This window comes from Empedobacter sp. ULE_I140 (assembly GCF_053482575.1).
Window position 1 is genome coordinate 532188 of record NZ_JBQMTX010000001.1, and the last position, 11762, is coordinate 543949.

Genomic DNA, 11762 nt, shown 5'->3' on the forward strand with positions numbered 1-11762 from the left:
AAAAAATGATTTAATTTTCAGTTCTAACCCAAGTTCCAGGAGACTTTTTATTCACATCATTCATATATTTTTGCGCGTCTTCTATGTTATTGAAGCTGCTATATGTAACATAATAATAGCGACCTTTTACATAAGAAACTCCTGCATCTTTGTAACCTTGTTTTTTCAATTCTCCAACCAAACGATCAGCATCTTCTTGACGTTTAAGCGAAGCCGCAATTACTTGATATTTTTTATTGTTAGATTTTGAAGTTGTTTTAGTTGCAACTTCTTTTTTGTCCTCAACTTTCTTTTCAGCTGTTTTAGGAGCTTCAACTTTCGTTAATTTTTTTGTTTCTGTTTTTACAATTTCTTTTGTCGAAGGCTTTTCCTTTACAATTGCCGTAATCTCCTTTTCAGTTTCATTCAGTTTCGTTTCCTTTACAACTGTAATTTCAACTTTTTTAGGCGTTTCAATTGTATCTGTTTTCGTTACCGTTTCGGCAATCTGATATTCAACTAAAGAAGGCTCAGCAATCGTTTGCGGCATATTATACACATCGTATTGCACTGTAGGTTTTTCAGTTTTGGTTGCGTCATCTTTACCAATCATTGGTAAAACCAAACCGCTCCATTGTTCTGTTACGAATTCTTGTACGGGTTGCGGCGTATTAAAATATAGGAAGCCACCAACAATAATGGGAATTAATGAGGCTGCGGCTAAAAATTTTGACATGTGTTTGTTAGAGGTTTTAGTTTTAGACGAATCTAAAATGTAATTGGCTTGTAAATTTGAAAGACCATAAGCGGCGATGAAATAATTTTGAGCATTTTCTGGTTTGAAGTCAATTTTTCCAGCGTCATTAAATTGTAATGATCCGATATTTTGTAAGGTTAAAACTTTTCCATTTTTCAAATGTTCTTGCCAAAAATAAACTTGTTCATTCAAAAATGTTTGCGCATTTTCAAAAGACATTGGCTCATCTTCTACAATTTTATTCACCAAAACACCATCACTTTTTGTTAAAGTTGTATTGAAAGAAAGCTCTTTTCTTGGTGGAATAAATGTGTTTGTTTGCTCGTCAAACGCCACATTAGCATTGTTTGAGATAAACGCTCCAAAGTTTGGAACGATTACACAATCGTGCTGAAATAATAATTGACTAATATGCTCTTCTAACCTCATACTACGAAATTAACATTTTTTTTAGATTTAGCAAAAAATAAATACTTAAAATTCTGCTTAGTTGGTTTAATATTAGTAATTTAACAAAATGCAAACCGATTTACCATATATTTTAGCACTTTCTTTTCAGAAAGGAATTGGCGATATCACAGCTCGAAAAATTATTCAATTTTTTGGTTCAGCACAGGCTGCTTGGAATTGTAAACCAAAAGATTTGCTGCAAATTTCGGGAATTGGACAGCAAATAAGCAAAGATTTTGGGAATAAAAAATGGTTAGATTTAGCTTTTAACGAAATAGAATATTGTAAAAATAATCAAATCAATATTTTAACTTTTTATGATGAAGCTTATCCACAATTCTTAAAAGAATGTATTGATGCACCTTTGGTGATTTTTTGTAAAGGAAGTTTAGAATTTAATCATCTCAGTAATAAAAAGATTTCGATTGTTGGAACACGAAAAATGACCAATTATGGACGAAATTTTATTACTGAATTAATTGAAGGTTTAGCTGATTTTGATGTTACAATTGTGAGTGGATTGGCGTATGGTTGCGATATTGAAGCACATTCAAATGCGCTTAAAAATAATGTTGTAACATGGTCGGTAATGGGAACAAATTTTGAACGAATTTATCCTGTTGCTCACAAAAAAATTGCGATTGAAATTTTACAAAAAGGAGGTTGGATTACGGAGCAACCAAGTTTTAAAATTGCTTCACCTGAAGCTTTTTTACAACGAAATCGGATTATTGCAGGTTTGTCGGATATTACAATTGTGGTAGAGTCTGCTTTTAAAGGAGGAAGTTTGGTGACTGCAAAATTTGCAAATGAATATAATCGCGAAGTATTTGCTTTACCAGGGAAATCAACCGATGTGTTGAGTATTGGGTGTAATTATTTGATAAAATCTCATCAAGCTTATTTGGTCGAAAATTCGAAAGATATTATTGATTATTTTAACTTCAATTCGAAGAAGAAACCAAAACAAATAGATTTGTTTATTGAGTTTTCTGATGATGAAAATTTAATTGTAAATTATCTCAAAACCAATGGAAAACAACATATTGATAAAATGTCTTTTGACTTAAATTTGAAATCCTACGAATTGATGCCAACTTTATTAGATTTAGAATTGAAGCAAATAATTTCTACTCTTCCAGGTAAATTTTATGATTTATTGTAACAAGCAATACAATTTTTAGCAAGTTATTTTGTTATAAATTACAGTATTTTTGTGCATTATGAAGACAAAATTGTTCATTTTCATCACCATGATTTTCACAAGTTTAAACGCTCAAAATGATAAAGTGCGTTGGACTGATCTTTTTTCTTACAATAATGTGAAATTGTTGGAAGAAGTAAATGGTGTGATTTATTGTGGAACTGAAAACGGAATTTTCTTGTTCAATCCTCAAAATCCAACAAGTGATTGGATTAAACTAAATAAAACCAATTTTTTGAACAATGTTGGGGTTTCTGTAATGGCTTATGATATAGATTCGGATTCGTTTTTAGTTGGGTATGAAAATGGAGGTTTAGATTTATTGAAATCTGGAGAATCGACAATGGTTTTGGATATCAAATGGAATGGTTTTTCGGGTGATAAAAAAGTCAATCATATTTTTATAAATGATGGAATTGCGTTTATTTCTGGAGCTTTTGGAATTGTTTCTTTCGACTTAAAAGAGGAAGAATTTAAAGAAACAACACGTACAAATACAGCTGTTGTAAATGATGCAACAATTAACGGAACAACTCTTTATATTGCAACAGATAAAGGAATCTATTCGAGCGAATTATCGGATAAGAATTTGAATAATCCAGATTTTACAAATAGAAAAATTTGGAAAGAAGAAATTGTTGGTCAAAATGTTACAAATATAGAATTATTTGAAAATGAGATTTATTATTCGGTAAACAATGAATTAAAATTATTAAGAGGAACTTCTACTCCTTTTAATTTGATTAAAGAGTTAAAATCGTCGAATGGTAAATTAATTATTACTCAGAATAATCAAATTTCTGTTTTCAAAGGAGATAATTACCCTTTAATTGATGAAGATGGAAATGAAATAAATTTCAATTCAGGAATTTTTATTAACAATATTTATTTTGGAGGTTCAGTAAATCATGGAATTATTAATTTATCTAATCATAAAGAATTTTATCCCGATGGACCTTTCAATAATAAAGCTTGGTCTGTAACAACAAAAAATGGAAAAGTCTGGATTGCTCCAGGAGGAACTCTAGGTTATGGAAATGTTTTAGATAATAGTGATGGTTTCTATTATTATAATGTAAAACAATGGAACAATTTTCGTTCAAAAGATATTTTTGATATTCGAGATGTTTTAAGAATCGCTCCTCATCCAGATAAAAATAATAATACATTTATAGTTTCATCATTCAATAAGTATGGACGCGATGTAAATGGGCGAACAGATTTATTAGAATTTGATCCAACTAAATTCGAGTTTGTAAATAATTATAAACCTGATCGAATTATTAGTAATCAGTTCCCTAGTTCTAGAATTTCTGGATTAGCCTATGATAAATTAGGAAACTTACATATTGGTGCTTCATTTCCAGATGGAAAATCTCCTGATTATAATTCGGTTTATTACTTAGAACGTAATGCTAATGGGACGTGGAATAATATTTCTGTTGATAAAGCCTCTGCAATAGTGGCTCTAACTCCTGATTTTTCTGATATTTATACCTATTATCCAAGTGGTAGAGAAGGAGGAGGGGTTGCTGTATTAGATAAAAATTATCAAATAGTAACAACTTTAACAACTTCAAACAAGTTGCCTATTAATAACGTTTTGACAGTTGCAAATGATAGATCAAACAACTTGTGGATAGGAACTCAACAAGGTTTAGTGGTTTTGTACGGAGCTGATAATGCTGTAAGTTCTAATAATATAATTGCCGAGCCTGTTGTCATTATTCAAGATGGAATTCCGGAAGCGTTGTTAACCGATGTTGGAATTTATGCTATAAAAGTAGATAACGCAAATAATAAATGGATTGCAACAAATGGAGCAGGAGTTTATTATGTTTCGGATAGTGGAGAATCGACGAAATTGCATTTTACGTCTAAAAATTCACCTTTACCTTCGGATGTTGTGTACGATGTTTCGATTGATGAATCGACAGGAAAAGTATATTTTGCAACGGAAAAAGGTGTGGTTTCGTATAACGGAGATGTATCGACAGAAGCGAATAATTTTAACAATGCAATTGCTTATCCTAATCCTTATCGTCCAGAATATAAGGGGAATGTCACGATAAAAAATCTTCCAAATCGTGCGTTGGTTAAGATTACAGATATTGTTGGAAATTTACTTTTTGAGAAAAAAGCAGAAGGAGGAATTGTAGAATGGAACACAAATAATGCAAAAGGAAAGCCAGTAGCTTCTGGAATTTACTTAGTTTTGATGACAAATGCTGATGGTACAGAAACCAAAACATTAAAAATTGCAGTTGTCCGTTAATGAAAATTTTAGAAACCAAAGCCATTGTACTTTCAAGCTTAAAATATGGTGACACGAGTTTAATTATTCGTTGTTATACACAAGATTTTGGCCTTAAATCATTTATAGCAAAAGGAGTTTTCTCCAAAAAAAAGCGAAATACTTCGTTGTATTTTCCGCTAGCAGAAATAGATTTGAGCTTTCAACCGAAATCAAATGAACAACAATTGGTTTTCTTAAAATCAGCTCAGACGTCGCATTATTATGAATCGTTGCATTTTCATCCCATCAAATCGGCGATTGTTTTTTTCTTAGCTGAAATCCTAAACTTAGTTCTAAAAGAAGAATCAGATAATCCAGAATTATATTTTTACATTGAACATTCGTTAAAAGAATTTGATCAAAAAAAAGATGATTTTGCAGATTTTCATTTGATTTTTTTAATTCAATTATCACATTTTCTTGGTTTTTATCCCAACTTAGAAATTGATGGAAATCTATTCGATTTAGAAAATGGATTTTTCACAAATTCGAATTCATCTATCAATATGTTGAAAGCAGATGAAACTGTTTTGTTCAAAAAATTGTTAGAATTACACTTTTCCGAAGATTCAAAAAATACATTCAACCAATCGCAACGTTCTCTTTTACTCGAAATTCTAGTGAAGTACTATCAAATTCACACCAATAATTTTAAGAAGCCAAAATCATTACAAGTTTTATACGAATTGTTTAGTTAATCTCCCGAAATAAATTCTAACAAATCTTTAAAACAAAGAATAAATAAAACTCCATATATTTGCTATAGTTAAAAGCATTTACAATGAAATTCAATACAAAAGCTATACATGGAGGTCAACAACATGACCCTTCTACAGGAGCCGTAATGACTCCAATTTACCAAACATCAACATTCGCGCAAAGATCACCAGGAGATTACAAAGGATACGAATATTCTCGTGGTGCAAATCCAACAAGAACTGCTTTAGAAAATGCATTAGCATCTATCGAAGGTGGAGTTGCAGGTTTTGCATTTGGTTCTGGTTTGGCAGCAATCGATGGTGTATTAAAATTATTTAAACCAGGTGATGAAATCATCGCGATGGACGATTTATATGGAGGTTCTTACCGTTTGTTTACACGTGTTTATGAAAAATTTGGATTGAAATTCCATTTCGTAGATATGACAAATGTTGAGGCTGTTGTTGTTTTAATCAATGATAATACAAAAATGGTTTGGGTTGAAACACCTACAAATCCATTGATGAAAGTGGTTGATATCAAAGCGGTAAATGATGCTGTAAAAGCAAAAAAATCTGATATTTTAGTCGCTGTTGATAATACATTTGCTTCGCCTTATTTACAACGACCAATTGAGTTGGGAGCAGATATAGTGATGCATTCTGCAACAAAATATTTAGGAGGTCACTCAGATTTAGTTGCTGGAGCAATTGTGGTTAATTCAGAGCAATTGGCAACTGATGTTCACTTCAATTTATTTGCAACAGGAGGAATTTTAGGACCACAAGATTCTTACTTAGTTTTACGTGGAATCAAAACTTTGGCTGTTCGTATGGATCGTCACTGTTCAAACGGAATGAAGATCGCACAATTTTTAGAGGCTCATCCAAAAGTTGAGCACACGTATTATCCAGGTTTGGAAAATCATCCGCAACACGAAATTGCGAAAAAGCAAATGAAAGATTTCGGAGGAATGGTGACGTTTACGTTAACTTCTGGGAAAAAAGAAGATGCTTTCAAAATTTTAGAAAACTTAAAAGTTTTCACTTTAGCTGAATCTTTAGGTGGAGTTGAATCATTAGCAAATCACCCAGCTACGATGACACACGCATCTATTCCAGCTGAAAAACGTGCTGAAATTGGTATTACAGATGATCTAATTCGTTTGTCTGTTGGTATCGAAGATATAGATGACTTATTAGAAGATTTAGAACAAGTTTTGAACTTGATTTAATCGATAAATGGAAAATAAAAAAACGGAATCTATAAGATTCCGTTTTTTTTATTGAATTGGAGTTAATGCTTCAGAATTTCGGAGTATTGCAACATATTGAAAATAATCAGTTGTTTTTAAATTTTCTTTTGGTGTAAAGTTTTCTCCAAATAATCTTGACTTTATTTGAATTAAATTTTGAGAAGATTTGTATGGTGAATTTTTCGCATTAAGATTAAAAATTGAAATGGAATTAGACTTTGCAAGTTCTTTAAAATCAAGAATACCTTTTATTAACATCATCGGTCCATCAGCATTTACCCAGTTTATTTTTTCATTTTCTGGAGTAGGAAATTGATCATTTTTAGGTAAATACATTTCACTGTCCAATGTATAACTTACGATGCTTGTTACGTTATATTTATTGTCTAAAAGTCTTTCAGCAAAAGGTTTTTCTTTATCATTCATACTTTTTTGAAGTGTATGAAAAAGACCAAATAATCCATAGAATTTTTCATTTTGTAGATGATTCTTTGAAATGATATGATTAAAATTTTCAATCATTGCAGAATCTCTTGAAATTTTGTTGTTAGAATCATCAAAGTTTGTATCAATACCCAAAACAACGATTTTAGATGAATCATTTAATGTTTTATTGTAATCATACAAGTTGTTCCATTTTTTTAGTAACTCTTGACTTGATTGTTGAGGAATTCTTTTTTTAATAGCTAAAACAACTTCTTTTAATAATTTTTCATTTTTAACATCGGAGCTTAGAAATGTGTTTAATTTTTTAGAATTTAAACTGTCCATTTCGGCAATGTAATAGTTGAATCCAAGATTCTTATTCAAATATTTAAACATAAATTCATCTAATTTTTGATTGTCAGCAAAACCATGAATTTCACCTAATAGAATAACATTTGAAGTGTTGAAGTTATTATCAAAAATCTGAGAATCAAAGTTGCTGTCAATTGTTGTTTTATTATTTTTTAGATAGCCAATATTTGTTTCATTTTTAGAAGCTAAGAAAATTTTATTACTAATAAATAAATACAAAAAAATAAGTGTAATTATTGAAATTAGAGCAATAAAGAAGATTTTTAGGATTTTGATAAGTGTTTTCATGTTGTTAATTTTTATCAAAACTATAGTTAGCAAAAGACTTGTATAAATATATGTTTACGAATTGTTGATTTTTTAGGATGAATTGAGAAAATCATTTACTGAAAATTTTTTCTATTTTTATAAAATGAAGTTTCTAATTCTTTTCTTACTTTCTGTGATGAGTTTTGCTCAAAAGTTGGATACGATTAATCTCAATCAAGTTGAGGTAGTGAATTATTCCAATTACAAACAATTTCGTCCAAAGTTTAAACAAGTGGTTCGATTAACGGATAACACAAGTTTCGGACTTAAAATATTTTCGAATTTATTACTTCCAAATGAGAAAGAAATTGAAATTGTCGCAATTGAAATTTTGTTTGAATCAAAAGTGAAAAAGAAAAATTATTGCAACGAATATTATTATTTCAAACCAATGATTCTAAAATCGATTGAGGATAAACAAAGTTTGATTGAAGAAAAATGGTTTGAAGTGGATAAAGATTATCAAGGAAAATATATTTTTCCGATTCATTTAAAACTTAAACCTTCCGAAGCCAAAAACTATTTTATTGGTTTAGAAACTTCTTACGAAAATCCTTTTTGTCCCGAAGGAAATGGCTATTTTGATTTGATTGTAACAAAAAAATCAGTCGAATATTACAATGAAATTAATGGTGAAATGATTAAACAAGATATTTTGAAAAATCATTCACTTAACTACAAAATCTATTACAAATAGATTTATTTCCACAATAATTTCAATTCAACTTTATATTTCCCAGCGTATGGTTTTGGGGTTGTTGGTTTCTCCGAAATCGAGAATTGATACACGCCACGCGCAGGTAATTCGAAAATGGTTTCTTTGCCAAAAGGACCACCTTTTATAGAATCCGCAGGTCCTTTGATGTGATTAATTCTAATATTCGCTGTAGAATCTTGTGCAGAAATTTTGATCCAAACTTTCTTTGCAGAATCTGCATTAAACGTAAACGTATTGGTTTGTCCCGCTATTTTAGTCGGTTCCGCTTTTGCTTTTGCATAACTTACTTCAAGATTCTCTGTAGTGTTATTAGCGCTTAAAGGAACAATTTTATCTGTATTAGATATAACTTTTTGCTGAGGTTTTATCACAACTTTTTTCTGAGGAGAAGCTGTTTTTACCACTTCTTCTTTCATTACATCTTCTGTTGTTGGTTTATCTTTTTTTACCAAATCCTTGTACGCAGAATCAACTCCAATCTTGCTTGGATAAATGGTTGGTGTAGATTTGTCTTCACAACTATAAAGCGTAATCAATGTAATAAAAGCGATAAAAGTCCATTTCATAACAGAAAAATTCTGTTGTAAAAGTAACTATTTTAACTGCAATTTCAAGGTATATTTTCCTTCAAATGGATCGCCTTGCATCAAACTTTCGCCAATTCGAATTTGATACAAACCTTTTTCGTTTAAATCGTAATTGATTTCTTGTCCAAAAGGACCATCTTTTTCATTATTTGGAGAGATAAGTTGATTAATTCTAATGTTTCCTAGTTTATCTTGAGGAATTATTTGAATAAAAACAGATGAAGAAGAATCATTTCTAAAACTAAATGTTTGTTCTTCTTTTGCTACTTTTTCAATTTCAAATTTACCTTTTCCTTGTATTAATTTCAATTCAGAATTATTCATAATCTTTGGAGAAGCAAAAGCAATTTCCTGAATAGAAGAATCTTTTTTAATTTCTTTTTGTACAGAACCTCCAATTATAAGTGATTTATTTCTTGTAATACAATAAATAAGAATAGCACCAATAGCTATTGTGAGTATTATAATAGGATTATATTTTTTCATTGTTGTAAATTTGTATTTAATTAATTACAAATTCTGAACCAAAATATGTTGTTCTACGAAAGTATTGGAGTTGGGAAACCTATAGTTTTCTTACATGGTTTTTTGGAAAATCATAAAATATGGAATCGTTTACAGAATGATTTATTTCATCACAATCAAATTATTACAATTGATTTACCTGGACATGGAAATTCTGAAAATTTTCAAGAGGTGAATACGATGGAAGAAATGGCAGAAAAAGTGATTGAAGTTCTGGATGAATTAAATCTTGAAAAAGTAGCTTTTGTAGGACATTCGATGGGAGGATATGTGACGTGTGCGTTGGCTGATCTTTTTCCTGAACGAGTAGAAAATATTGTTTTGATTAACTCCTCGACTTTACCAGATGATGAAGCGAAGAAAAATCAACGTTTGAAAGCGTGTGAAACTGCTCGTAAAAATTTCAATGCGTTGGTGAGTTTTAGTATGCCTACTTTATTTGCAGCGCATCATCGAGATCAATTCAAAGATGAGTTGAAATTTGTAAAAGAAATTGCTTTAAAAACTCCAATTGAAGGTGTTTGTGCAGCTTTGAAAGGAATGCGACAGCGTCCAGATCGTTCGTCGATTTTGTATGATTTCAAAGGTGGAATTTATATTATTGTTGGAATGAATGATGAAACAGTTAATCCTGAATTATTTTTAATCTTAATTCCAAATTTACCTAATATTCATTTGTACAAATTTGATGGCGGACACATGGCTTTTATAGAAAATTATGATGAGGTTTTATCGATTTTGAAATCAATTTAGCGCTTACGTTGGAAAAATTCTTTCATCAATTGACCGCATTTCTCTTCCATAATTCCCGAAACAATTTCAGTTTTTGGATGTAATTCGCCAATTTTTGCTTTAAAACCGCGTTTTTCATCCGAAGCACCATAAACCACTTTCGAGATTTGGCTCCAATACAATGCTCCGCCGCACATCACACAAGGTTCTAAGGTTACATACAATGTGCAATCTTGTAAGTACTTTCCACCTAAATAATTTGCTGCAGACGTAATGGCTTGCATTTCTGCGTGCGCTGTAACATCAGTCAATGTTTCCGTTAGATTATGTGCTTTCGCGATAATTTTGTTGTTGCAAACAATCACAGCTCCAACTGGAATTTCGTCTCGCTCGAAAGCTGTAACCGCTTCGTTAAAGGCGATTCGCATAAAATATTCGTCTGTAAAAAGATTTTCCATTTCTATAAAATTTAAGGCAAAAATAATCATTTCCAAATTGGATATTCGATACATTTGTACAAATTGATGCCTCTTTTATGAATCAATCAAAATATATCATTGCAGCCATTATAACCTACTTTATGTGGGGATTTTTTAGTTTCGGATTGAAACCGATCGCCGGTTATCCACCTTTGGATATTCTATTTTTCAGATTGTATGTTTCCGTTTTCTTTTTAGTGGTCATTAATGTTGGATTTCGACGTAATAAGATGAAAGCTGATTATGATTTATTCAAATCATTTGATAAAAAGAAACAGAAAAAATTAGTAAGTTTAATTGTTGGCGGATCATTGATTTTGATGACGAATTGGTTGATGTTTATTATCGTGATGAATCATATTAGCGTACAAGCAGCATCGCTTTCGTACTTGGTTTGCCCGATTATTACTACCGTTTTGGCTTTCATTATTCTGAAAGAACATTTGACCAAAATAAAATGGATTGCAGTTGGTATTAGTCTTTTAGCATGTTTGGTTATTTCTATAGGTCATCTTATAGACTTGGTTTATAGTTTGATTGTAGCTTGTACATTTGCACTCTATATCATTATTCAGAGAAGTTTGAATGTTTTTGATAGTTTCAATTTGTTGATGACACAATTATTAATTGTAGCCATTCTGATGTTACCATTGGTTTTCATCTTTTCAGGACCAATTCCGACCGAAACAATTTTCTATCAATGTATCATGATGATTGTGATTTTGTTCACTATCATTCCAATGTTCTTAAACAATTTTGCTTTAAAAGGAATTGACTCTTCAACTGTTGGAATTTTAATTTATTTGAATCCAATTATGAATTTTGTTTTAGCAATTTTCTATTACAAAGAAGCCGTTTCTCTAATGCAAATGATCGGTTATAGTTTGATTTTACTCGCGATTGTAGGGTTTAATTCACAAACAATTTTCAAAATGAAAAACATAAAAAAATCTGAAGTTTAAACTTCAGATATT

General features: G+C 30.6%; 12 protein-coding genes. 7 read left to right on the forward strand and 5 right to left on the reverse strand.

Going from position 1 to position 11762, the window contains the following annotated elements:
- Positions 1–10: 10 nt before the first annotated feature.
- Positions 11–1165, reverse strand: a complete 1155-nt coding sequence (locus ACTS9J_RS02455) for an HU domain-containing protein (RefSeq protein WP_291069074.1) — start codon at positions 1163–1165, stop codon at positions 11–13.
- Positions 1166–1253: 88 nt separating this feature from the next.
- Between ACTS9J_RS02455 and dprA the strand changes: the two genes are divergently transcribed.
- From dprA to ACTS9J_RS02475, 4 genes are all read left to right on the forward strand, one after another.
- Entirely contained in the window at positions 1254–2351 is a 1098-nt protein-coding gene (dprA, locus tag ACTS9J_RS02460; protein ID WP_416410359.1) for a DNA-processing protein DprA, read from the forward strand.
- Between the two features lie 58 nt (positions 2352–2409).
- Positions 2410–4665, forward strand: a complete 2256-nt coding sequence (gene porZ / locus ACTS9J_RS02465; protein ID WP_448352797.1) for a type IX secretion system anionic LPS delivery protein PorZ — start codon at positions 2410–2412, stop codon at positions 4663–4665.
- Entirely contained in the window at positions 4665–5384 is a 720-nt protein-coding gene (gene recO, locus ACTS9J_RS02470; RefSeq protein ID WP_125349971.1) for a DNA repair protein RecO, read from the forward strand. Before porZ ends, recO begins: the two co-directional genes overlap by 1 nt.
- An 83-nt stretch (positions 5385–5467) precedes the next feature.
- Entirely contained in the window at positions 5468–6619 is a 1152-nt protein-coding gene (locus tag ACTS9J_RS02475; RefSeq protein ID WP_448352798.1) for a cystathionine gamma-synthase, read from the forward strand.
- Positions 6620–6667: 48 nt separating this feature from the next.
- Here the strand turns inward: ACTS9J_RS02475 and ACTS9J_RS02480 are convergent, their stop codons facing one another.
- Positions 6668–7726, reverse strand: a complete 1059-nt coding sequence (locus tag ACTS9J_RS02480; protein WP_221855494.1) for a hypothetical protein — start codon at positions 7724–7726, stop codon at positions 6668–6670.
- A 124-nt stretch (positions 7727–7850) separates the two neighbouring features.
- On the opposite strand from ACTS9J_RS02480, the gene ACTS9J_RS02485 reads away from it, so the two are divergent.
- On the forward strand, positions 7851–8444 hold the full coding sequence (locus ACTS9J_RS02485) for a hypothetical protein (protein ID WP_219034054.1): 594 nt from the start codon (positions 7851–7853) through the stop codon (positions 8442–8444).
- A 2-nt stretch (positions 8445–8446) separates the two neighbouring features.
- Here the strand turns inward: ACTS9J_RS02485 and ACTS9J_RS02490 are convergent, their stop codons facing one another.
- Positions 8447–9031, reverse strand: coding sequence for a hypothetical protein (locus ACTS9J_RS02490; protein ID WP_114998137.1), 585 nt, complete (start codon positions 9029–9031; stop codon positions 8447–8449).
- A 27-nt stretch (positions 9032–9058) separates the two neighbouring features.
- Positions 9059–9538 carry a hypothetical protein gene (locus tag ACTS9J_RS02495; protein WP_114998135.1) on the reverse strand — a complete coding sequence of 160 codons (480 nt, stop codon included), beginning with the start codon at positions 9536–9538 and terminating at the stop codon, positions 9059–9061.
- A gap of 45 nt (positions 9539–9583) precedes the next feature.
- Here ACTS9J_RS02495 and ACTS9J_RS02500 point away from each other — a divergent pair, with 45 nt between their 5' ends.
- A complete protein-coding gene (locus ACTS9J_RS02500; RefSeq protein ID WP_114998131.1) occupies positions 9584–10330 on the forward strand; it encodes an alpha/beta fold hydrolase in 747 nt (248 codons plus the stop codon).
- On the opposite strand, the gene ACTS9J_RS02505 is transcribed toward ACTS9J_RS02500, so the two are convergent.
- The gene (locus ACTS9J_RS02505) at positions 10327–10767 is read right to left on the reverse strand and encodes a nucleoside deaminase (RefSeq protein ID WP_115001927.1); all 441 of its coding nucleotides are present in this window, start codon (positions 10765–10767) and stop codon (positions 10327–10329) included. The two genes, ACTS9J_RS02500 and ACTS9J_RS02505, sit on opposite strands and share 4 nt — an antisense overlap.
- 77 nt (positions 10768–10844) lie before the next feature.
- Between ACTS9J_RS02505 and ACTS9J_RS02510 the strand changes: the two genes are divergently transcribed.
- Positions 10845–11750: an EamA family transporter gene (locus tag ACTS9J_RS02510; RefSeq protein WP_291047932.1), complete on the forward strand. Its 906-nt coding sequence runs from the start codon at positions 10845–10847 to the stop codon at positions 11748–11750.
- The last annotated feature ends 12 nt before the right edge of the window (positions 11751–11762 follow it).

Coding starts and splice junctions, on each gene's coding strand:
- ACTS9J_RS02455 (WP_291069074.1), bottom strand. CDS start 1,165: ATGAGGTTAGAAGAGCATATTAGTCAATTATTATTTCAGCACGATTGT.
- dprA (WP_416410359.1), top strand. CDS start 1,254: ATGCAAACCGATTTACCATATATTTTAGCACTTTCTTTTCAGAAAGGA.
- porZ (WP_448352797.1), top strand. CDS start 2,410: ATGAAGACAAAATTGTTCATTTTCATCACCATGATTTTCACAAGTTTA.
- recO (WP_125349971.1), top strand. CDS start 4,665: ATGAAAATTTTAGAAACCAAAGCCATTGTACTTTCAAGCTTAAAATAT.
- ACTS9J_RS02475 (WP_448352798.1), top strand. CDS start 5,468: ATGAAATTCAATACAAAAGCTATACATGGAGGTCAACAACATGACCCT.
- ACTS9J_RS02480 (WP_221855494.1), bottom strand. CDS start 7,726: ATGAAAACACTTATCAAAATCCTAAAAATCTTCTTTATTGCTCTAATT.
- ACTS9J_RS02485 (WP_219034054.1), top strand. CDS start 7,851: ATGAAGTTTCTAATTCTTTTCTTACTTTCTGTGATGAGTTTTGCTCAA.
- ACTS9J_RS02490 (WP_114998137.1), bottom strand. CDS start 9,031: ATGAAATGGACTTTTATCGCTTTTATTACATTGATTACGCTTTATAGT.
- ACTS9J_RS02495 (WP_114998135.1), bottom strand. CDS start 9,538: ATGAAAAAATATAATCCTATTATAATACTCACAATAGCTATTGGTGCT.
- ACTS9J_RS02500 (WP_114998131.1), top strand. CDS start 9,584: ATGTTGTTCTACGAAAGTATTGGAGTTGGGAAACCTATAGTTTTCTTA.
- ACTS9J_RS02505 (WP_115001927.1), bottom strand. CDS start 10,767: ATGGAAAATCTTTTTACAGACGAATATTTTATGCGAATCGCCTTTAAC.
- ACTS9J_RS02510 (WP_291047932.1), top strand. CDS start 10,845: ATGAATCAATCAAAATATATCATTGCAGCCATTATAACCTACTTTATG.